The sequence below is a fragment of the Streptomyces sp. NPDC012827 genome (genome assembly GCF_042900905.1).
Lineage (GTDB): Bacteria > Actinomycetota > Actinomycetes > Streptomycetales > Streptomycetaceae > Streptomyces > Streptomyces gulbargensis.
On record NZ_JBIBBY010000004.1, the window covers coordinates 134,968 to 157,098 of the forward strand.

Genomic DNA, 22,131 nt, shown 5'->3' on the forward strand with positions numbered 1-22,131 from the left:
GGGGGGGCCGGTGGCAGGGCCCCGGGATGCCGGCGCGGCGGCCTCGGCGGTGACGGGAAGCCTGCGCGTCACCGGCTGGCGCGGAAGCCCTTCACGGCCTCGTCGTGGATCTCGGTGACCTTGTCCCGTTCCCCGTAGGGGCCGATGACCTGGACGACGTAGTACCTGCCCCCGTCGACGAGGGCGAGGTTGCGGACGAACACCTCACGGCCGGTGCTGTCCAGCCACCAGTAACTGCCGGTCGCCGTCGCGGTCCTGCCGATGTCGACCCGGCGGGTCTGCTCCGCGCCCGACCAGCTGGAGGCCCGCCACGGCTCCAGCTCGCGCTCCCTGACGTTCTGGTATTCCAGCGGGTCCGAACCGTGGTCGCGCACGGAGTCCCGGCCGGGGACCACGATCATCGTGAAGTCACCGCCCGTGTAGCGGACCTGCCCGGCGTCGTTGACGGGACTGCGCCGCCAGTCCCGGGGCACCCCGACCCGGAACCCTTCCGGGTCCTGCCGCAGTACGTACCCGGCGGCCAGGGCGGGGGCCGAGGGGTCGGCGGCGGGCGGCGGGGCGGCGCTCGTGGTGGGGCGGCCCGGGTCCGACGGCGCGGTGCCGGACGGGGGCGGGGCCGAGGACGGCCCGCTCGTCGCCGGCCCCGTAGGGGATCCCGTGGGGGACGCCGACCCGGCGGGCGCCTCGCCCTTTCCGGGCAGTGCGAGGACCGCGTACGCGACGGCCCCGGCGAGCAGCAGCAGGACGAGGAGCAGCAGCGTCAGGCCGAGCGCGCGGGGGGAGCGCCCCCGGTCCGCGCGGGGAGCCGCCCCGGCACCGCGGGGGGCGCGCTGCGGCAGCTCCTCCGCGAACAGCTCGTGGGCCGGGACCTCCACGTACTCGCGCGCGGCCGGGCGCGGAGCGGGGCCCCGGTCCGTGGGCCGTTCGCCGTGAGCGCCCGGGGCGCGGTCGGGGCCGCGCTTGTGACGGGCGCGGCCCGCCCCCGCCCCTGCCCTGCCACGCCACCGCCGGCGCACCAGCTCACCGCGCCGGCGGACGATCGGCAGCCGGGTCTCGTCGAAGGACGGCAGGGGTACGACGCCGACGCCCGCCTCCGGTTCCGGAGCCGACCGGACGAGGGAGCGCAGCCAGCCGCGCAGCTCCTCGACGTCCGGGCGCTCGGTGGGGTCCTGGCGCAGCAGGGACTCCACGATCGGGCGCAGCGGTCCGGACTCCTCGGCGAAGGCGGGCGGCTCGGAGCAGACCATCTGGACCAGTTCGGCCGCGTTGTCCTCCGGGTAGGGGGCGTGCCCCTGGACGGCCCGGTAGAGCAGCGCGCCGAGGGCCCAGAGGTCGGTGGCGGGGCCGATGGGCGGGGCGAGGCGCCAGTTGTCGTACACCGGCCCGGCCTGCTCGGGGGCCCAGCGCTCGGTGACGGCGCCGACGACGGCGATCCGGGTCTGCCGGGCGCGTTCGGCGGCGAGCCGCGTGGTGGGGCCCCGGTAGAGCTCCGGGTCCGGAGCGCCGGCCGGAACCGGGGCGGTGACGTCCTCGCGGCCGGCGGCGGGGTCGGGGGCGGCGGGGGTGAAGCCGGACGGGAGGGAGGGCAGGGCGGGGCGGCCCGATGCGGGCGGCACCGGTGCGCGGCCTGGACCGGCGGGCCCGCCGCCACCGGCGGGGATCGGGCCGGACCCGTCCCGCGCGGCGTGCGGGCCGTCGCTCCAGTTGCCCTTCAGCAACAGGCGGGGCGGACCGGCCTGGGGGCCGCGGCCCTCGTCCGTACCGTCCTCGTCCTCGTCGTCCTCCGCGTCGTCGGCGGCCGTACGGGCCCACCACTGGGGCGCCGGTCCGCCCGGGGGCGGCACGGGAGGACCGGGCGGGGCGGGGAGCGCGGGGGACTCGGGGGCGGCGGGCGGTTCCACGGGGGCGGGGCGCTGGACCGGCAGGGCTCCCGTCCCGCCGAGCCGCGCGGCGGCGCGGGCGCCCGCCCGGTAGGCGGCGATGGCTCCGGCGCGGGCGGCCCGGGCGTCGGCCGTGGGCGCCGCCTGCGCGGACGGCGGGGCGGGGCGGGGCTCCGGGCGCGGGGGTGTCCCCCGCCCGTACGGGTCGGTCCCGTAGGGGGCGCTGCCGTACAGGGCGGGGCCGTGGCCCGTCTCCTCCCCGGCGCCGGGCTCGTCCGTCCCCGCGTACGGCCCTTCGTCATCGGACCCCGGGTGCTCCCCGGAAGCCGGGCCGCCGTGGACACCGGGGTCGCCGTACCCGGCGTGGTCCCGTGCCCCCGGGTGCGTACCGCTGCTCCCGGACTCGTCCGGGGATCCGCCGGGCGGCAGGCCGTACGCGTCGGAGGCGCGCTCCCCGCCGTACCCGCGCGCCCGGTCGTCGCCTTCGTACCCGCCGTCGCCCTCGTACCCGTCGCGGGCCTGCCCGTCGGCGTGGTCCTCGTACGGGGTGTGGTCCTCGTACTCGACGTGGTCGTCGTAGTCGTCGTACTCGGCGTGGTCCCCGGCGTACGCGTAGCCGTCGTCGCCCCCGGCGTCCTCCTGGTCCTCGTCGCCCTCGGGAACCTCGTAGATCTCCGCCTCGTGCGGCTCCTCGTCGGCGTGGGCCGGAGCCGGGCGGTAGGAGGGGGGCGCGGCGAAGTCGTCGGGGCCCGAGCCGTGGTCGGGCTCCGGGACGGGGGCGTACCCGCAGAGGGCCTCCTCCGCCGCGCCGACGGCGAGGCCGGTGAGGACGACGCGGCCGTCCTCGCACACCAGGACGGTGCGAGGGGTGATGTTGCGATGGACCCAGCCGTGCGCGTGGAGGGCGCGCAGGGCGGTGAGGACGTCGGCGCCTATCTCCGCGGCGCGGTAGGGGCTCAGGGGCCGCTCGGCGAGGAGCGCCGCCAGCGGGGTGGCACCCACGAGTTCGCTCACTATCCAGAGTGAGCCGGCCTCCGCGAACACGTCGAAGACCTGGTCGAGCAGCGGGTGATCGGGGATCTGGGCGGCGGCCTGAGCGGCCTCGATCGCCCGGCGCACGACCGGTTCGGCGGGGCGGCGGGTGGCCCGGCCGGGCCGCCCGTAGGGGGTGGCGGTGTCGGGGCCGGGCGCGCCGTCGAGGACTTCGGCGTCGACGAACTCGGGCAGCGGCACCTGACGAATCAGCACTTCCTGGCCGCTGTAGGTGTCGAACGCCCGGGTCTCGGCCGGCTCGGAGGAGTCGGTGCCGGTGTCCTCGCCGCCGGCCGCCCGGGCCGGTGAGGGCAGGCGGTAGCGGTCCGCGAGCACCCTTCCCGCGTACTCGTCCACGACGCCTCCCCACGCGCGCACGCTGTCCCCCGTGAACCCGCGGTTCCCTCGCGCTCCCCGGATCCGGCCTCTCACGATACGGGGCCCCGCTCAGTCCTTGGGGGTGAACGTGGCGAACGCCGTCTCCCGCAGGGTCCGGCACTCGGGCCCGTCCCATTCGTCCGCCTTGCAGCTGATCATGAGGGCGTAGCCGTGCCGGGCGTCCACCTTGAAGCCGCGGTTGAGGACGCGGACGCGCACGCCCTGCTGCGTGCGCTCGAACTTCCAGTCGGCGACGGTCGGGTAGCCCTTGTAGGAGACGGTGTCGAGGCCGAGGTGGCGGTAGCCGTTGCTGCTGGCCGCGACGCCGGAGACGGCCGCCGCCCAGGCGGCCTTCGCGTCGTCCTTCGGGCTGGCGTTGAAGTCGACCTGGATGCGCGGGAAACCGCCGCTCTCGCTGAAGACCCCGCCGTCGCTGTACCCCTTGATCGGCCGGAGGCGGAAGGAGGCGGGCAGGGCCATGGTGAAGTGGAAGCGGTCGTTGGTGACGAGGGTGTAGCCGGCGGGCAGGGCGGCGCCGGTGCCGCCGCCGGGCTTGCCCGAGGGGGTCACCCCGGTCCGGCCGCCGGTCTGTCCCTGGGTCTGTCCCGTCGGGCCGGTGGAGCCGGTCGCGTCGGCCGGACCCGAGGTGCCGGTGTCGCCGGGCTCGGTGCCGCCCTGCTGGCCGGGGTCGCTCGAGGTCTGCCCGCTGCCGCCGTCGGCGCCCAGTCCTCCGCCGTCGCCGCCCGCCGTGGCTCCGGCGGACGCGGTGCCGCCGGCCGTGTCCTGGCCGGTCGGCTCCTTGTCCCCGCCGCCGAACGTGAGGGCCAGGATCGTGCCGAGCACGGCGAGGACGGCGACCGCCGCGATGATCACCAGGGTGCGGCGCGGTACGACATCGGTCAGCGGCGCGCGCGCCGGAGCCGTCCTGCCACCGCCCCGGAAGTGGTCGGGCCGGGACGCCGCGGCCGGCTCGGCCTTCGTCGCGGCGGCCGCGTTCCGTACGGACTTCAGCGCGCCGCGCACCCGGTCGGTGGCCGCGTCGGCGGGCTTCTCGCGGGCAGCCACGGGGGCCTTCGGCGCGCGCTGGGGCCGCGGCAGCACCGGGATGGCCATGGTGACGTCCGGCGCGGGCGCGGGCACCGGAGTGGCGGGCGCGTCGAGGACGGCCTTCAGCAGGACGCGGGCACCGGCGTCGTCGAGCCGCTGCGCCGGGTCCTTGGCGAGCAGGCCGTAGATGACCTTCTCCAGCTCGGGGCCGGCGTTCTTGGGCGGGTCGACGGGCTCGGTCATCACCGCGGTGAGGGTGGCGATGGCGGAACCCTTGTCGTACGGCGGGCTGCCCTCCACCGCCGCGTACAGCAGTCCGCCCAGCGACCACAGGTCGGCGGCGGGGCCGGGCTTGTGGCCGCGGGCGCGCTCGGGCGAGATGTACGAGGGGGCGCCGACGAGCATGCCGGTGGAGGTGATGGAGGGATCGCCCTCGACCTGGGCGATGCCGAAGTCGGTGAGGACGACCCGGCCGTCGTCGGCGATCAGCACGTTGGAGGGCTTCACGTCGCGGTGCAGGATGCCCTCGCGGTGCGCGGAACGCAGGACGTCGAGGATGGCGAGACCGACCTCGGCGGCGCGGCGGGGGCTGAGCGTGCCGTCCTCGCGCACGGCGTCGGCGAGGGACTTGCCCTCGATCAGCTCCATGACGATCCAGGGGCGGTCGTCCTCGTCGACGACGTCGTAGACGGTCACGGCGCCGTTGTTACGGATCCGGGCGATGGCCTTCGCCTCGCGCAGGGTCCGGGTGATGAGGCGTCGCTTCTCGTCCTCGTCGATGCTGTTGGGGAAGCGGAGCTCCTTGACGGCCACGGTGCGGCCGAGGGTCTCGTCCACCGCGCGCCACACGGTGCCCATGCCGCCGCGCCCGAGGACGACGCCGAGGCGGTAGCGGCCCGCGAGCAGGCGGCCCTCGCCGGTCGCGGCGGTGCCGGAGGCGGGCGTCTTGCGGAACCGGTCGCTGCCGAGACCCGCCCTGGTCCCGTCGCCGTCCCCGGCGCCGAAACCGGCCGACCCGGTGGACGGCTCGGTCCCCCGCAGCCGCCCCGTGGCGGCGGTCGCCGCACCGGTGCCCGACGCCGTGCCGGAGCCGCCGGCCGACGCCTCCGTACCCGTGTCCGGCGTCGCCGCGCCGGTCCCGGAGCCATGACCCGTACCGGTGCCGGTTCCCGTGCCGGGCCCGTCGCCGTCGATCCCGCCGGTGGGGAGGGTCTTCGTCCTCGCGTCCGCGCCCGGGGCCGCGGTGCCGGTCCCGGAGGCACCGCCCGTACCGGGACCGTCGCCGTCGATCCCGCCGGTGGGAAGGGTCTTCGTCCTCGCGTCCGCGCGCGGGGAACCGGCGTCGGACGTCACGTCATCCTTCGGGTCGTCAGACCGCTTTTCCTCCACCGGGGTCGACGCACCGCCGGACCCGGCCGGAGCGTCTGGTTCCGCCATGTCGGCGGACTCCGCCGACCGGCCGGCCCCCGCGTCCCGTTCCGCCTCGCGGGCGGCCGGCACCGTGCCCCGGTCGCCGTCGGTCGCGGCCCCCGCGGCGGCGTCCCGCCGGGGGTCCTTCGCCGTGTCCCGCGACTGCTCCGCCTCCGACATGCGTCCCCTCTGCGATCCCTGATCTCCGCCGCGTCTGCCGCTTCCCGCGCGATGCGGTAACCCGCCCTGGAAGAGAGGCCATTGTCCCTCACCTCGGGAGGGGTGACGTCCCCGGGTCCGTACTCCGGGATGACGACGCCGGAGCACGGCCCTCAGGTTCCCCCGGAATCACATCCGTCGCAGACCCCCGCCGCCCGCCGGCTCCGTTCGCACGTCCGCCGTACACCCCGTCCGTACCCCCTTCCCGCACCCTGTCCCTTTGCCCCGTCAGATCGGCACGATGTCGGGCGCCCCCAGCCGCGCGGCGTCCGCCGTCTGGTCGTCGGGCTGCCGCTGCGACTCGCGCTCGGCCTCCACCCGCTTCTCGTAGTGCTCGACCTCCTTCTCGACCTGGTGGTCGTCCCAGCCCAGGACGGGCGCCATGAGGGTGGCGCACTCCCGCGCGCTGCGCGTGCCCCGGTCGAAGGTCTCGATCGAGATGCGGGTCCGGCGGGTGAGGACGTCGTCGAGGTGACGGGCCCCCTCGTGGGAGGCGGCGTACACGATCTCGGCGCGCAGATAGTCCTCGGCGCCCGCCAGGGGTTCGCCGAGGCTCGGGTCGCGGTCGACGAGGGCGAGCAGTTCCTCCGTCAGGGACCCGAAGCGGTTGAGGAGATGCTCGATCCGGACGACGTGGAGGCCGTGCCGGGCGGCGATCCGGGCCCGGGCGTTCCACAGGGCCCGGTATCCCTCGGCGCCGATCAGCGGGGTGTCCTCGGTGACGCAGGGGGCGACGCGCTGGTCGAGGCCGTGGATCGCCTCGTCCACGGCGTCCTTGGCCATGATCCGGTAGGTCGTGTACTTGCCGCCGGCCACCACGACGAGGCCGGGCACCGGGTGGGCGACGGTGTGTTCGCGGGAGAGTTTGCTGGTGGCGTCGGACTCACCGGCGAGCAGCGGCCGCAGCCCCGCGTAGACGCCCTCGACGTCGTCCCGGGTGAGCGGGGTCGCGAGGACGCTGTTCACATGGTCGAGGAGGTAGTCGATGTCGGCACTGGAGGCCGCCGGGTGGGCCTTGTCCAGGTCCCAGTCGGTGTCGGTGGTGCCGACGATCCAGTGGCGGCCCCAGGGGATCACGAACAGCACGGACTTCTCCGTGCGGAGGATGAGGCCGGTGGTCGAGTGGATGCGGTCCTTGGGCACGACCAGATGGATGCCCTTGGAGGCGCGGACGTGGAACTGCCCCCGCTCGCCGATGAGGGCCTGGGTGTCGTCGGTCCAGACTCCGGTGGCGTTGACGATCTGTTTGGCCCGGATCTCGTACTCGCCGCCCGCCTCGACGTCCTGGACGCGCGCGCCGACGACGCGCTCGCCCTCGCGGAGGAAGCCGACGACCCGGGCCCGGCTCGCGACCCGGGCCCCGTAGGAGGCGGCGGTACGCACGAGGGTGGTGACGAAGCGGGCGTCGTCCATCTGGGCGTCGTAGTACTGGAGGGCGCCCACCAGGGCGTCCTTCCGCAGACAGGGGGCGACCCGCAGGGCGTGGCGCCGGGAGAGGTGCCGGTGGACGGGCAGGCCGCGTCCGTGGCCCGAGGAGACGGACATCGCGTCGTACAGGGCGACGCCGGAGCCCGCGTAGAGCCGCTCCCAGCCCTTGTGCTGGAGGGGGTAGAGGAAGGGCACGGGTTTCACCAGGTGCGGGGCGAGCCGCTCCAGGAGCAGGCCGCGCTCCTTGAGTGCCTCCCGGACGAGGGCGAAGTCCAGCATCTCCAGGTAGCGCAGACCGCCGTGGATGAGCTTGCTGGACCGGCTGGAGGTACCGGAGGCCCAGTCACGGGCCTCGACGAGGCCGGTGGAGAGGCCTCTGGTGGCGGCGTCCAGCGCCGTCCCGGCACCGACCACTCCGGCGCCGACGACCAGCACGTCCAGCTCGCGCTCGGCCATGGCCGCGAGCGCCTCGGCGCGCTCCGCGGGCCCCAGTGTCGCTGTCCTCACGTCTGCTGCCTCCCGTCGTCCCCCGTCGGTCCCGCGTACCCGCCGGCCGCGTGCTCACGCGGACCGGCGGCGGCACCGGACCCGTGTGGCCCGGCTCACAGCTCGATTCTGGACCGGCCCGGTGACTTCAGCCACCGCCCCTCCCCCGGCCTGTGGATAACATTCGGCGACCTGCGGCCCCACAATGCCGCATATCGGTCATATTTACGCCTAGTCTGACAGTGCGTTCGCCCCGTTCTGTCCACCGGGCTTGCGGACCGCGTCCCCTCCGGCTACAGGGAAGGACGGCCCACCCCCCATGCCCGCTGATCTCGCCGTCATCGGCCTCGGCCACCACGGACTCCCCCTCGCCCGGGCCGCCGTCGCCGCAGGCATCGACACCATCGGCTACGACACCGATCCGCGCCCCGCCACCGAACTCGCCGCCGGCCGCCCCCCGGTCGACGGCTCCCTCTCCACGCCCGAGATCCGCCGGATGCTCGCCGGGCGCTTCCGGCCCACCACCAACCCCGCGGAACTCGGCCGGGTCCGCACCGCCGTGCTCTGCGCCCCCACTCCCCCCGGCCCCGACGGCGGCCTCGACCTGAGCGCCGTCGAGGACGCCGCCCGCGCCCTCGCCGCCCGGCTGCGCCCCCACACCACCGTCCTGCTCGAATCACCCGTCCCGCCGGGCACCACCGAGGGCCTGCTGCGCGACCTCCTCGAAGCGGGTTCCGGGCTGCGCGCCGGCCGTGACTTCCACCTCGCGTACTCACCGGGCCGGCTCGACCCCGGCAGCCGTACGCACGGATTCGCCGGCACCCCGAAGGTCATCGGCGGCCTCACCCCGGCCTGCACCGAGTCCGCCGCCGCCTTCTACGGGCGCCTCACCGACAAGGTGGTACGCGCGCGTGGCCCGCGCGAGGCCGAGACGGTCAAGCTCCTGGAGACCAACTTCCGGCACGTCAACATCGCCCTCGTCAACGAGATGGCGGTCCTCTGCCACGACCTCGGCGTCGACCTCTGGGACGTCATCCGCTGCGCCGAGACGAAACCCTTCGGCTTCCAGGCCTTCCGCCCGGGCCCCGGCGTCGGCGGCCACGGCGTCCCCGTGGAACGCCTCGGCGACCACCGCCCCCTGCGCCTCGTGGAACTCGCCGCCGAGGTCAACGAGCGCATGCCGCAGTACGTCGTCCGGCGCGCCACCACCCTCCTGAACGAGCACGGCAAGTCGGCCCGCGGCGCCCGGGTCCTTCTGCTCGGGATCACGTACAAACCCGATCTCGCCGACCGGCAGGGCTCCCCCGCCGACGAGATCGCCCGCCGTCTGATGGACCTGGGGGCGGCCGTCAGCTACCACGACCCGCACGTCCCCCACTGGCGCGTCCGCGATCTGCCGGTGCCCCGCGCCGACTCCCTCTACGAGGCGGCCGCCCACGCGGACCTGACGATCCTGCTCCAGCACCACCGCACGTACGACCTCCAAGGCCTCTCCGTGAAGGCCCAGCTGCTCCTCGACACCCGCGGCGCCACCCCGGCGGGGGCCGCACACCGCCTCTGAGAACGACGGGAGGGGCCCCGCACCACCCGGTGCGGGGCCCCTCCGTCACAGCAGTACGGTCAGCGCTTGTGCTGGGCGTCCGCGACCGTCACCTCGACGCGCTGGAACTCCTTGAGCTCGCTGTAGCCCGTGGTGGCCATCGCGCGGCGCAGGGCGCCGAAGAAGTTCATCGAACCGTCCGGGGTGTGCGACGGGCCCGCGAGGATCTCCTCGGTGGTGCCCACGATGCCCAGGTCGACCAGCTTGCCGCGCGGCACGTCCTCGTGGACGGCCTCCATGCCCCAGTGGTGGCCCTTGCCGGGCGCGTCCGTGGCGCGGGCGAGCGGCGAGCCGATCATCACCGCGTCGGCGCCGCACGCGATGGCCTTCGGCAGGTCGCCGGACCAGCCGACGCCGCCGTCCGCGATGACGTGCACGTACCGGCCGCCGGACTCGTCCATGTAGTCGCGGCGGGCCGCGGCCACGTCGGCGACGGCGGTGGCCATCGGGACCTGGATGCCGAGGACGTTGCGGGTGGTGTGCGCCGCGCCGCCGCCGAAGCCGACGAGGACGCCCGCCGCGCCGGTGCGCATCAGGTGCAGGGCCGCCGTGTAGGTGGCGCAGCCGCCGACGATGACCGGGACGTCGAGCTCGTAGATGAACTGCTTCAGGTTCAGCGGCTCGGCGGCGCCGGAGACGTGCTCGGCGGAGACGGTGGTGCCCCGGATGACGAAGATGTCCACACCGGCGTCGACGACGGCCTTGGAGAACTGGGCGGTGCGCTGCGGGGAGAGCGCGGCGGCGGTGACCACACCCGAGTCGCGCACCTCCTTGATGCGCTGCCCGATCAGTTCCTCCTTGATCGGGGCGGCGTAGATCTCCTGCAGACGGCGGGTCGCGGTGGCCTCGTCCAGCTCCGCGATCTCGTCGAGCAGCGGCTGCGGGTCCTCGTACCGGGTCCACAGGCCCTCGAGGTTCAGCACGCCCAGGCCGCCCAGCTCGCCGATGCGGATGGCGGTCTGCGGCGAGACGACCGAGTCCATGGGGGCGGCCAGGAAGGGCAGCTCGAAACGGTAGGCGTCGATCTGCCAGGCGATCGAGACCTCCTTCGGGTCCCGGGTGCGCCGGCTCGGTACGACGGCGATGTCGTCGAACGCGTACGCCCTGCGGCCGCGCTTGCCGCGCCCGATCTCGATCTCAGTCACGTTGTGTGGCCTTTCCCTCTGAGTCTGCGCCTACCAGTATCCCTGAAGCACGCGGAAGGGGCGGCTCCGGCCACATGCCGGAACCGCCCCCCGGGCGTCGCGGAGTGTTACTTCCTGCTGTAGTTCGGCGCCTCGACCGTCATCTGGATGTCGTGCGGGTGGCTCTCCTTGAGGCCCGCCGACGTGATCCGGACGAAACGGCCCTTCGACTCCATCTCGGCGATGGTGGCCGCGCCGACGTAGCCCATGGTCTGGCGCAGACCGCCGACGAGCTGGTGCAGCACGTTGGCCAGGGGGCCGCGGTAGGGCACCTGGCCCTCGACGCCCTCGGGCACGAGCTTGTCGTCGGAGGAGACCTCGGCCTGGAAGTAGCGGTCCTTCGAGTACGAGCGGCCCTGGCCGCGCGACTGCATGGCGCCGAGCGAACCCATGCCGCGGTACGACTTGAACTGCTTGCCGTTGATGAAGAGGAGCTCGCCCGGGGACTCCTCGCAGCCCGCCAGGAGGCTGCCGAGCATCACCGTGTCGGCGCCGGCGGCCAGCGCCTTGCCGATGTCACCGGAGTACTGCAGGCCGCCGTCGCCGATCAGCGGGACGCCCGCGGCGCGGGCCGCGAGGGACGCCTCGTAGATGGCGGTGACCTGCGGGACGCCGATGCCGGCGACCACGCGGGTGGTGCAGATGGAGCCGGGGCCCACACCCACCTTGATGCCGTCGACACCGGCGTCGATCATCGCCTGCGCGCCGTCGCGGGTGGCGACGTTGCCGCCGATCACGTCGACGTTCACGCTCGACTTGATCTTCGCCATCCAGCTCAGGGCGTTGCTGTTGTGCCCGTGGGAGGTGTCGACGATCAGGAAGTCCGCGCCGGCGGCGGCGAGCGCCTGGGCGCGCTCGAGGGCCTCGGGGCTGGCGCCGACGGCGGCACCGACGAGCAGGCGGCCCTCGGCGTCCTTGGCGGCGTTCGGGTACTTCTCCGCCTTGACGAAGTCCTTGACGGTGATGAGGCCCTTGAGGATGCCCTTGTCGTCGACGAGGGGCAGCTTCTCGATCTTGTGGCGGCGGAGCAGCTCCATGGCGTCCACGCCGGAGATGCCGACCTTGCCGGTGACCAGCGGCATCGGGGTCATGACCTCGCGCACCTGGCGGCCGCGGTCGGTCTCGAAGGCCATGTCGCGGTTGGTCACGATGCCCAGCAGCTTGCCGGCCGGGTCCGTGACGGGGACACCGCTGATGCGGAACTTGGCGCAGAGCGCGTCCGCCTCGGCGAGGGTCGCCTCCGGGTGCACGGTGATCGGGTCGGTCACCATGCCGGACTCGGAGCGCTTGACCAGGTCGACCTGGTTGACCTGGTCCTCGATGGAGAGGTTCCGGTGCAGCACGCCGACGCCGCCCAGGCGGGCCATGGCGATCGCCATGCGGGATTCGGTCACCTTGTCCATCGCCGCGGAGAGCAGCGGGATGTTGACCCGCACGTTCCGGGAGATGCGGGACGAGGTGTCGACCGCGTTGGGGAGCACCTCGGATGCACCCGGCAGCAGCAGTACATCGTCGTAAGTCAGCCCGAGTGTCGCGAATTTCTCGGGCACTCCGTCGACGTTGGTCATGACACCTTCCCCAATGGCCTTGATCGGTGCGGATGTCCATGCTAACGGGCCGTGGCCGTGTCTCATTCCACGATCAAGATCCGCGGGAAGCTTTGGACGTTTCTACGTGTACGTGAGGGACACCGGTGTCCGACGACCCTTACCGTCCGGCCACCACCCGCCCGCCGCGGACCGGCGACGGCCGACAGCGGTACGGGGCTACTGCTCGGCCAGCGCGCGCAGCCGGCTGAGCGCCCGGTGCTGGGCGACGCGCACCGCCCCCGGGGACATGCCGAGCATCTGCCCGGTCTCCTCGGCCGTCAGGCCGACGGCCACCCGGAGCACCAGCAGCTCGCGCTGGTTCTCGGGCAGGTTGGCGAGCAGTTTCTTGGCCCACTCGGCGTCGTCGCTGAGCAGGGCGCGCTCCTCGGGCCCGAGCGAGTCGTCGGGCCGCTCGGGCATCTCGTCGGAGGGGACGGCCGTGGAACCCGGGTGCCGCATGGCGGCCCGCTGCAGGTCCGCGACCTTGTGTCCGGCGATGGCGAAGACGAAGGCCTCGAAGGGCCTGCCGGTGTCCTTGTAGCGGGGCAGGGCCATGAGGACGGCGACGCAGACCTCCTGCGCGAGGTCCTCCACGAAGTGGCGGGCGTCACCGGGCAGCCGGTTCAACCGGGTGCGGCAGTAGCGCAACGCGAGCGGGTGCACGCGCGCGAGGAGGTCGTGGGTGGCCTGCGCGTCCCCCTCGACCGCGCGCGAGACGAGCGCACCGATCTCCCCCTGCCCGGCAGGCATGGGGGATCCCATGGTCTCGTCGTCGCGCATCGCTCCATGGTGCCTTGACGCCTCGTCGTTCGCGGCGCCGCGTCCGTAGTTGTGCACCGAAGCGTTATGAGCAGGTGCGCCGGAAGTCATCTCTGGCGCCCTCCCCTTCCGCTCGATCGACTCGTCCCCGAGGAACTCCACACCCTCAAGGATGCGGCATTCGGCCGGGAAGTGACACAAGCCCGCCCCGTCCGCCCCACGACGGACGGGGTACGGACGGTAAGGCGGCCGGTGACCTGCGGCTCAGCGGACCAGACCCCAACGGAAGCCGAGCGCGACGGCGTGGGCCCGGTCGGAGGCGCCCAGCTTCTTGAAGAGACGGCGCGCGTGGGTCTTGACCGTGTCCTCGGAGAGGAAGAGCTCGCGCCCGATCTCCGCGTTGGACCGGCCGTGGCTCATGCCTTCGAGGACCTGGATCTCGCGCGCGGTGAGGGTGGGCGCGGCGCCCATCTCGGCCGAGCGGAGGCGGCGCGGGGCGAGCCGCCAGGTCGGGTCGGCGAGGGCCTGCGTGACCGTGGCCCGCAGTTCGGCGCGCGAGGCGTCCTTGTGCAGGTAGCCACGGGCACCCGCGGCCACCGCGAGCGCGACGCCGTCGAGGTCCTCCGCGACGGTGAGCATGATGATCCGGGCGCCGGGGTCGGCGGAGAGAAGCCGGCGCACGGTTTCCACACCGCCGAGGCCGGGCATGCGCACGTCCATCAGGATGAGGTCCGAGCGGTCCGCGCCCCAGCGGCGGAGGACTTCCTCGCCGTTGGCCGCGGTGGTCACGCGCTCGACGCCGGGCACGGTCGCGACCGCGCGGCGAAGCGCCTCTCGGGCAAGCGGGGAGTCGTCGCAGACGAGAACGGACGTCATGACTGACCTCCGCGGCTCTCGCAGCTGTTGCGCGTCACCTTGAGCCTCCAGGGCTGGTACGTATCGTCACCTGTGCGGTTGACGCTCCCGGACGTCTGCCCGATCGCTTTTTCCTTCAACCGCCTCCGCACTCTCAACGACGGTCACTCGAAAGAGTTACGGGTCGGACAGCAGCCTTCGGCACTCTACGTGAGGGGCCGTGCGCGCCACGTACGCGGAGGCGAGTGTCGCGAAACTTTCGACCTGACACCTCAGCCTTTGCACCATTTAGCGGGTTTTCTTCCCTTTTCGCGGTGTCTGTGGCTAGATTCGCAATGAGTCATATTTACATCTACTTAGACAGTAGTTGTAGTGCCCGACCCGTCGGGGCCCGAGGGGAGCCCCTCCAGAGCCTTCACCCGCCCGTCTATCCGTTCGACACGGTTTCAAGGGGACTAGCGCTATGGCAGATTTCTCCCGCCTTCCCGGACCCAACGCCGATCTGTGGGACTGGCAGCTCCTCGCGGCCTGCCGCGGGGTCGACAGCTCCTTGTTCTTCCATCCCGAGGGAGAGCGCGGCGCGGCACGGAGTGCGCGTGAGAACTCGGCGAAAGAGGTCTGCATGCGGTGCCCGGTGCGCGCGGAGTGCGCGGCCCACGCACTCGCCGTGCGGGAGCCCTACGGCGTGTGGGGCGGCCTCACCGAGGACGAGCGCGAGGAGCTCATGGGACGCGCGCGCAACCGCCTGATGACGGCGGGCTCCGCGACCACGGCGTCCGCCACGGCCTCGCCGGCCATGGGCCGGCCGACCGCCGGGCACACCGGCCACACCGGCCACACCGGTCACAACTGAAGGAACGTTTCAGCAGAGGAACCGGTCCCGTGGGGGACCGCAACCGGTCGGCCCGGGCAGGGCCGGACCGTGTCGTACAGGGTGGCAGCGCGCCGAGGCCCGCCCAGGACCCGGACGCCCCACCGGACCGCCTCGGCGACGCGCGCGAGCCACCGTGCCCCGCGCCGTCCCGGCGTCCCCGCACCCGCCGCACGACGCGCGCGCCTGCCCCGTACACCCGCCGGGACGCGCCCGCGCCCGTCCGTGCCTACGCGCGCGTGGCGGCGCGGGTGAGCTGTTCCAGGGTGGCCGCGACCGCCGGGACCTGGGCGAGGTCGGGCAGGGTCAGCGCCACGATCTCCCGCTCCACGGCCGGCTCCACCGTGACGGTCCGCGCCCCCTTGGGCCGTACGGACTCGATGGCGAGCTCCGGGAGGACCGCGACGCCCAGACCCGCGCCGACCAGGCCGACCACGGCCGGGTAGTCGTCGGTGGCGAAGTCGATCCGGGGGGTGAAGCCGGCGCGCTCGCAGACGTCCACGAGCTGGCGGCGGCAGCGCGGGCAGCCCGCGATCCACGACTCCTCGGCCAGTTCACCGATGCCCACCGCGCCGGCGCCGGCGAGCCGGTGTCCTTCGGGGACCAGGCCCACGAGCCGGTCGGTGAGGAGCGGGCGGACCACCAGGTCGTCCCATTCGGCAGGCCCGGGGCCGTAACGGAAGGCGAGGGCCACGTCGCAGTCGCCCTCGCGCAGCATCTCGACGGAGCGGGGCGGCTCGGCCTCGACCAGCGAGACGCGCGTGCCGGGGTGCTCCGCGCGGAGGGCGGCGAGCGCCGTGGGGACGAGCGTGGAGCTGCCGCTGGGGAAGGAGACGAGGCGGACGCGGCCGGCGCGGAGACCGGCGATGGCGGCGACCTCCTCCTCGGCGGCGGTCAGTCCCGCGAGGATGCCGGAGGCGTGGCGGACGAGGACCTGACCGGCCTGGGTGAGACGCATCTCCCGGCCGGTGCGGACCAGCAGCGGCGTTCCCGCCGAGGCCTCCAGGGCCTTCATCTGCTGGCTGACGGCCGGCTGGGTGCACCCCAGTTCACGGGCCGCGGCGGAGAAGGAGCCGGTCGCGGCGACGGCGCGCAGGACGCGGAGGTGACGGGCCTCGATCATGCCTCAAGCATAAGTGACGCTTGGGATGATCTCCGATTCTCCACAAGAAACTTTGAGAAGGGCCGGGGGCCGGGCCGCTTAGGGTGCTGTCATGTTCTTGCTGAGTGTGAACGCGGGCCGGGCGAAGACCGTCGACTACACCGACGCCCCTTCGGGGAGGACGGGCATCGACAAGCGGCCCGTGGAAGGGCCCGTACGGATCCAGTCGCCCGGCCCGGACGGGGCGGGCGCGAGCGGGGTCGCCGGGGACGACGTCTGCGACCTGCGGTTCCACGGGGGCGCCGACCGGGCGGTGTACGCCTTCGCCCGTGAGGACCTGGACCGGTGGGAGCGGGAGCTCGGCCGCGAGCTGGACAACGGCTCCTTCGGCGAGAACCTCACGCTGAGGGGCGTCGACGTGAACGGCGCCCTGGTCGGAGAGCGCTGGCGGATCGGTGACCAGGTGGTCCTGGAGGTCACCGGCGGCCGCATCCCGTGCCGTACCTTCGCCGGCTTCCTCCAGGAGAAGGGCTGGGTGAAGCGGTTCACGCAGTCGGACGCGGGGCCCGGCGCGCTGCTGCGGGTGATCGAGCCGGGCGAGATCCGGGCCGGGGACCCCGTGACGGTGGTGCACCGGCCCGCCCACGAGGTGACGGTCGCGTTCCTGCACCGGGCCGTGACCACCGAGCGGAGCCTGCTGCCCGCCACCCTGGCCGCCGCCCCCTGGATGGAGTCCGGACTCCTCGGCGTGGCCCGGCAGTACGCGGAGAAGTACGCGTCCGAAGGGGCCGGAGCCGCCGGGGAGGGGACCGAGGGCGAGGGCGCCTGACGGCGGGCCGGGCACTACGGTTCCGTCATGACGACTGCACTGATTACGGGCGCCACCGCGGGCATCGGGGCCGCCTTCGCACGCAGGCTGGCGGCGGACGGCCACGACGTCGTGCTCGTGGCCCGGGACGTGAAGCGGCTGCGCGAGCAGGCGACCGAACTGCACGACCGGCACGGCGTGGAGGCCGAGGTCCTGGCGGCGGACCTGTCGGAGGAGGAGGGGATCGCGGCCGTCGAGGCCCGGCTCTCCGACCGCAGGCAGCCGGTCGACCTGCTGGTGAACAACGCGGGCTTCGGCAACAAGGGCCGCTTCCTCGAAGTGTCCATGGCCGACGAGCTGAAGATGCTGCGGGTCCACTGCGAGGCGGTGCTGCGCCTCACCTCGGCCGCCTCGGCCTCGATGAAGGAGCGCCGCAGGGGCGGGGTGGTGAACGTGGCCTCGGTCGCCGCCTTCGTGCCGCGCGGCACCTACGGGGCGTCCAAGGCGTGGGTCGTGCAGTTCACCCAGGGCGCGGCCCGGGATCTCGCGGGGAGCGGGGTGCGGCTGATGGCGCTCTGCCCCGGCTTCGTGCGGACGGAGTTCCACCAGCGGGCCGGGATGGGGACGGACAACATCCCGGGCTGGATGTGGCTGGACGCCGACCGTCTGGTGGCGGCGGCGCTCACGGACCTGGAGCGCGGGAAGACGCTCTCGATCCCCGACCCGCGCTACAAGGCCCTCATGGGCGTGGTGAAGCTGGCACCGCGCGGCCTGCTGGGCGGGGTCTCCTCCCGGGCGGGGCGCAAGTACGGGCCGAGGTAGGCCGGTACGTGCGCCGGGGGGGTCGGCCCGGTGCCGGGCCCACGCCGGTGCCGGGGTCGCCTGCCGGGTGGCGCTCACCCGGTGTGCGGGCCCTCATGGGCTGCGATGCGGGTGGGGGCGGCGGCGGGCGGCGCGGCACGCGGGGCCTCCGTGGCCGCGCCGAGGGCGCCCAGGTCCAGTCGGTCGGTGGTGGCGTCGGGCCAGGTCACGTGCAGCGTGTGGCCGGTGACCCGGACGCGCGCGAGGCTCGTGACGGGGGCCGGGTCGGGGGTGGCGGTGAGGGAGGCGAGGGCGACGAAGAGGCTCGCGGGGCCGCTCGTGGTGCCGTGCAGGGCGAGGGTGTGGCTGCCGGGACCCTGAAGGGTTTCCCCGGTGGGGAGTTCGGTGGCCGTGCTTCCGGCGGGGAAGCCGTGGACGGGGTGGAGCTGGGCGCGGGGGCCGCCGGGGGTGGTGGCCCAGCCGGTCTGCCGTACGGGTGTCCCTTCCGGGGCGCCGAGGACGAGGTGGGCGCGGACCTCGGCGCGGCCGTGGGCGAGGGTCGCGGAGCGGACGGTCACGCCCGGCAGCGGGACGTGCGAGGAGGCGGCCCAGCGGGGGCCGGTACCGGCGGGGGTGGCGGGGCCACGGGTGGTCGGCCTCCCGTCCGCGAGCAGCGCGAAGTGGTTGTCGGCGGGGGCGGGCGCGGTGGTGGGACCCGTACGGGTGGAGTAGGCGTGGCGGGCGTAGCCGGGGTCGTCCTCGCCGCCCGGGACGGCGTGGACGTGGTTGCTGCCGTGGTTGTGGAGGCGTACGAGACCGTCGGCGGCGGTGGTCTGGACGAGGAGCCCGGCGGGGGCGAGGGGGCGGACCGTGTCGGCCCGTTCGGCGGGCAGGGCTTCCTCGGGGTCGGTCCAGGCGGGATGGTCCGGGGGGAGCAACAGTCCGAGGAAACCCTTGGCCGCCCAGTAGGGGGAGCCGGGGCCGGAGTAGTCCTGGACCAGCGGCGGGTGGGGGCCGTGCCAGCCGAGCGTGAGCAGGCCGCGCGCGTCGGCGGCGCCGCGCTCGTGGAAGTACCGCAGGGCTCCGGAGGCGAGCCGGCGGGTGGCGCCGGGGCTGAGCGGGGTGTGTCCGGTGAGGGTGCCGAGCCAGGGGGCGGCGGCCGCGGCGAAGCGGTAGGTCAGGGAACGCCCGTACGGGAGGGGGGCGCCGCAGGCGTCGAAGAGGTGGACGTAGGCGTCGAGGTGGGCGCGCAGCCGGGGCCCGTACCGGTCGAGAAGGGCACGGTCGCCCGCGAGGTGCGCGTGGAGGACCGGGTAGAGGTGCAGGGCCCAGGCGTTGTAGTGGTCGAAGGCGCGGTTGTCGCCGTCGCTGTACCAGCCGTCGCCGCGCCACCAGTCCTCGATGCGGGCCAGGGAGCGGTCGACGCACGCGGCGGCGCGGTCGGTGGCGATGCCGGTGTCCTGGAGGAAGCCGGCGACGGTGAGGCCGAACAGCCACCAGTTGTTGTCGACGGGGGACGGGCCGAGGGCGGGGAGCAGCCAGTCGGCGGTGCGGTGGCGGGTGGCGTCGTCGAGCCGGTCCCAGAGCCAGGGGCGGGTGAGGCGCAGGGCGAGGGCGACGGAGGCGGATTCCACGACGGCCTGGGGGGTGCCGGCCAGGAGCGGCCAGGAGTCGGGACCGCCGGTGCCGGGTGCGGCGGTTCCGGCGGCGAGGCCTTCGGCGTACCGGTCGAGGTGGCCGTGGGGGTCGTGGCCACGGGAGCCGGCGACGCGGAGCGCGGCGAGGAGGAACGTGCGGGCGTAGCCCTCCAGGCCGTCGGAGCGGACGCCGGAGCGGCTGGGGCGCGGGCCCGGCAGACCGATGAGGGCCTTGCGGGGCGAGGCGTACGGCCGGACGGCGAGCAGCAGCCGGTCGGCGGCCGTCTCCCAGTGGGCACGGGTCCATCCGGTGTACGGGCTGAGCTCACGGTGCTCGGGCGGGGTGGGCATGCTGCTCCCTGAGGCTCGGCTCCCTGGGGTGACGTCCGCGTCGCCCGGCATCCTGAAGACGCTCCGATCGAACGTCAAGAGAACTGGAGCGAATGATCGAAATTCCTGCCGTTCGATCATCGTGCTCTACAGTCGGGGAACCACCACCACCGCGAGGGGGAACCGCACGTGCGCGAGAGTGCCGCCGAACGACACGACCGACTGCTGGCCCTGGTGCGCGAACGCGGCACCGCCCGCGTCTCCGACCTGGCCGCCCTGCTCGGCGTTTCCCCCGTCACCGCCCGCCGGGACGTCGAGGCGCTCGCCGCGAAGGGCCTGCTCGACCGGGTGCACGGCCAGGTCTCCTGGCCCTCCTCCGCGCCGGGCGCGGCGCCCGGCGCGGAGGAGGGCCCGCGCGGCGAGGGCCTGGTCCTGGGCCTGCTCGCGCCCTCCGCCACGTACTACTTCGCCGAGGTGATCCGGGGGGCGCACGAGGCGGCGGCGCGGGCCGGCGCCCGGCTGGTGCTGCGCGTCTCGGACTACCGGCCGGAGGAGGACCGGGCGCGCACCGAGGGTCTGCTCGCGGCGGGCGCCGAGGGTGTCCTCGTGGCGCCGGGCTGGCGCGGCCCCGAGGACCGGCCCGCCTACGGGGACTGGCTGGCCGGCCTGCCCGTACCGGCGGTGCTCCTGGAGCGGCGGGCCGAGCCGGGAAGCCCGCTCGACGGCCTGGACCGGGTGGCCTCGGACCACGCGCACGGGGTGCTGCTCGCGCTGCGGCACCTGCTCGGGCTCGGCCGTGGCACGCCCCTGCTGGTGGCCCGCCGCGACTCGCCCACCGCCCTCGCGGTGCGGGCCGGGTACGCGCAGGCGCTCGGCACGCTGGGCCTGGCGGAGCCGCGGCCGGTCATCGACTCCGTACCCGCGCAGGCGGATCCGGAGGGCTTCGAACGGGCGGTGCGGGCGCTGCACGAGGCGGTCGGTTCGGGCCTGGCGAGCGCGGCGCTGGTGCACAACGACGTGGACGCCATCGAGATCGTCCGGCGGCTCGGGGAGCTGGGGGTGCGGGTGCCCCGGGACCTGGCCCTGATCGCGTACGACGACGAGGTCGCGGCCCTCGCGGACACCCCGCTCACGGCGGTCGCCCCGCCCAAGCGGCAGGTCGGCCGGCTCGCGGCTCAGCTGCTGGTGGAGCGGCTCACCGAGGCCCCGGGCAAGGACGCGGCGCGCCGCCACGTGAGCCTGCTGCCGGCGCTGCGCGTCCGGGATTCGTGCGGGAGCACCGGAACCTGATCGTTCTGATCTTTTTTCGATCAATCAATCTTTCGCTCTTGACTTCGTTCAGGAACGGTCACAGGATCACGGCCAACCCCGTCCACGCCGCCGATCAGGAGCCGTGCCGTGAGCCTCAGCTGGAGCAGAACGACCCGCCTCGTCGCAGGCACCGCCACCGCCCTGGCCGTCCTCACGGCCTGCGGCGGCGGTGCGGACACCGCGGACAAACCGAACGGGCCCGTGACCCTGACCTTCTGGGGCTGGGCCAAGGGCACCCGGGAGGCGGTGGCCGCCTTCAACGCCTCCCACACCGACATCCAGGTGAGGTTCGAGGAGATCCCCTCCGGCACCGCCGGCGGTTACGCCAAGATCTCCAACGCCGTGAAGGCGGGCAACGCCCCCGACCTGGTCTCCATCGAGTACCCCTCGCTCCCGGAGTTCGTGAGCTCCGGCGCCCTGCAGGACATCGGCGACGAGTTCACCGAGGCCGACCGCGCCGAGCTGCTGCCCCAGGCCGTCGAACTGACCACCCTCGGCGGCAGGACCTGGGCGGTCCCCTTCGACGCCGCACCGCAGGCCTTCTACTACCGCAAGGACCTCTTCGACCGGTACAAGATCCCCGTCCCCACCACCTGGGACGCGTTCCGGAAGGCCGCCGAGCAGGTCAGGAAGGCCGACCCCGAGGCCCGGATCGCCACCTTCTTCCCCGACGACCCGACCACGTTCGAGGCCATGGCCTGGCAGGCCGGCGCCCAGTGGTTCAAGGCCGAGAACGACACCTGGAAGATCGACACCACGGATCCGGCGACCACCAGGGTCACCGCCTACTGGCAGGGCCTCGTCGACGACGGCCTCGTCCACAAGAACGCCTCCTTCAGCCCCGAGTGGACCGGCTCCCTCAAGAACGGCACCACCTTCGGCTACCTCGGCGCGTCCTGGGGCGCGGGCGTCCTCAAGGGCACCCTGCCCGAGCAGAGCGGCAAGTGGGCCGTCGCCCCCCTGCCCAGCTGGGACGGCCGGCCCGCCAGCGGCATGCTCGGCGGCTCCACCTTCGCCGTGACCAAGGACAGCGAGCGGAAGGCGGCCGCGGTCGCCTTCGCCGAGTGGATGTCCACCACCGAGGAAGGCGTCACGGCCCGCATCTCCTCCGGCACCTCCAGCGCCTTCCCCGCCGCCACCGCCCTGCGTCCGGTCGCCAGGAAGGCCTTCGACGCCGGCTTCTTCGGCGGCCAGGACATCTACGCCCTCTTCGAGGCCTCCGGCGCCTCCATCAACCCGCACTGGGCGTGGGGTCCCACCACCGGCACCACCAACACCGCCATCAAGGACGTCTTCGGCCGCGTCGCCCCCGGCGGCCCGACCCTCGCCGACGCCGTCAAGGCCGGCCACGACGCCACCGTCGCCGAACTCACCCGGCGCGGCCTGAAGGTCGAGGGCTGACCG

The 22,131-nt window shown here is 74.2% G+C and carries 15 protein-coding genes; 6 read left to right on the forward strand and 9 right to left on the reverse strand.

The window, feature by feature from the left end; translation table 11 throughout:
* Window positions 1-68 precede the first annotated feature (68 nt).
* The 3 genes from ACFY60_RS09960 to ACFY60_RS09970 all read right to left on the reverse strand — a co-directional run bounded on the left by ACFY60_RS09960 (window position 69) and on the right by ACFY60_RS09970 (window position 7,901).
* Entirely contained in the window at window positions 69-3,290 is a 3,222-nt protein-coding gene (locus ACFY60_RS09960; protein ID WP_388610842.1) for a protein kinase, read from the reverse strand.
* A 69-nt stretch (window positions 3,291-3,359) separates the two neighbouring features.
* A complete protein-coding gene (locus ACFY60_RS09965; protein WP_388610840.1) occupies window positions 3,360-5,927 on the reverse strand; it encodes a serine/threonine-protein kinase in 2,568 nt (855 codons plus the stop codon).
* Window positions 5,928-6,194: 267 nt separating this feature from the next.
* Window positions 6,195-7,901, reverse strand: a complete 1,707-nt coding sequence (locus ACFY60_RS09970; RefSeq protein WP_388610838.1) for a glycerol-3-phosphate dehydrogenase/oxidase — start codon at window positions 7,899-7,901, stop codon at window positions 6,195-6,197.
* 298 nt (window positions 7,902-8,199) lie between these two features.
* Here ACFY60_RS09970 and ACFY60_RS09975 point away from each other — a divergent pair, with 298 nt between their 5' ends.
* Window positions 8,200-9,441, forward strand: a complete 1,242-nt coding sequence (locus ACFY60_RS09975; RefSeq protein WP_388610836.1) for a nucleotide sugar dehydrogenase — start codon at window positions 8,200-8,202, stop codon at window positions 9,439-9,441.
* A gap of 59 nt (window positions 9,442-9,500) precedes the next feature.
* Here ACFY60_RS09975 and ACFY60_RS09980 read toward each other — a convergent pair whose 3' ends face one another.
* From ACFY60_RS09980 to ACFY60_RS09995, 4 genes are all read right to left on the reverse strand, one after another.
* Window positions 9,501-10,625 (reverse strand): GuaB3 family IMP dehydrogenase-related protein, encoded by a 1,125-nt coding sequence (locus ACFY60_RS09980; protein WP_309054002.1) that lies wholly within the window; start codon window positions 10,623-10,625, stop codon window positions 9,501-9,503.
* Window positions 10,626-10,732: 107 nt separating this feature from the next.
* Window positions 10,733-12,232, reverse strand: coding sequence for an IMP dehydrogenase (gene guaB, locus ACFY60_RS09985; RefSeq protein ID WP_388610834.1), 1,500 nt, complete (start codon window positions 12,230-12,232; stop codon window positions 10,733-10,735).
* Window positions 12,233-12,430: 198 nt separating this feature from the next.
* Window positions 12,431-13,033 (reverse strand): sigma-70 family RNA polymerase sigma factor, encoded by a 603-nt coding sequence (locus ACFY60_RS09990; RefSeq protein ID WP_309056054.1) that lies wholly within the window; start codon window positions 13,031-13,033, stop codon window positions 12,431-12,433.
* Window positions 13,034-13,276: 243 nt separating this feature from the next.
* Window positions 13,277-13,888, reverse strand: a complete 612-nt coding sequence (locus tag ACFY60_RS09995; RefSeq protein WP_003948568.1) for a response regulator transcription factor — start codon at window positions 13,886-13,888, stop codon at window positions 13,277-13,279.
* A 442-nt stretch (window positions 13,889-14,330) separates the two neighbouring features.
* On the opposite strand from ACFY60_RS09995, the gene ACFY60_RS10000 reads away from it, so the two are divergent.
* Complete coding sequence (locus ACFY60_RS10000; protein WP_388610832.1) at window positions 14,331-14,720, forward strand: WhiB family transcriptional regulator; 390 nt, start codon at window positions 14,331-14,333, stop codon at window positions 14,718-14,720.
* Window positions 14,721-14,967: 247 nt separating this feature from the next.
* Here the strand turns inward: ACFY60_RS10000 and ACFY60_RS10005 are convergent, their stop codons facing one another.
* On the reverse strand, window positions 14,968-15,861 hold the full coding sequence (locus ACFY60_RS10005; protein ID WP_388610830.1) for a LysR family transcriptional regulator: 894 nt from the start codon (window positions 15,859-15,861) through the stop codon (window positions 14,968-14,970).
* Between the two features lie 91 nt (window positions 15,862-15,952).
* Here ACFY60_RS10005 and ACFY60_RS10010 point away from each other — a divergent pair, with 91 nt between their 5' ends.
* Both ACFY60_RS10010 and ACFY60_RS10015 read left to right on the forward strand, forming a co-directional pair.
* The gene (locus tag ACFY60_RS10010; RefSeq protein ID WP_388610828.1) at window positions 15,953-16,669 is read left to right on the forward strand and encodes an MOSC domain-containing protein; all 717 of its coding nucleotides are present in this window, start codon (window positions 15,953-15,955) and stop codon (window positions 16,667-16,669) included.
* A 27-nt stretch (window positions 16,670-16,696) separates the two neighbouring features.
* The gene (locus ACFY60_RS10015; RefSeq protein WP_388610826.1) at window positions 16,697-17,470 is read left to right on the forward strand and encodes an SDR family NAD(P)-dependent oxidoreductase; all 774 of its coding nucleotides are present in this window, start codon (window positions 16,697-16,699) and stop codon (window positions 17,468-17,470) included.
* Window positions 17,471-17,544: 74 nt separating this feature from the next.
* Here ACFY60_RS10015 and ACFY60_RS10020 read toward each other — a convergent pair whose 3' ends face one another.
* Complete coding sequence (locus ACFY60_RS10020; RefSeq protein ID WP_388610824.1) at window positions 17,545-19,437, reverse strand: DUF2264 domain-containing protein; 1,893 nt, start codon at window positions 19,435-19,437, stop codon at window positions 17,545-17,547.
* Window positions 19,438-19,605: 168 nt separating this feature from the next.
* Here ACFY60_RS10020 and ACFY60_RS10025 point away from each other — a divergent pair, with 168 nt between their 5' ends.
* Both ACFY60_RS10025 and ACFY60_RS10030 read left to right on the forward strand, forming a co-directional pair.
* Window positions 19,606-20,706 (forward strand): substrate-binding domain-containing protein, encoded by a 1,101-nt coding sequence (locus ACFY60_RS10025; RefSeq protein ID WP_388610822.1) that lies wholly within the window; start codon window positions 19,606-19,608, stop codon window positions 20,704-20,706.
* A gap of 108 nt (window positions 20,707-20,814) precedes the next feature.
* Entirely contained in the window at window positions 20,815-22,128 is a 1,314-nt protein-coding gene (locus ACFY60_RS10030; RefSeq protein ID WP_388610820.1) for an ABC transporter substrate-binding protein, read from the forward strand.
* The last annotated feature ends 3 nt before the right edge of the window (window positions 22,129-22,131 follow it).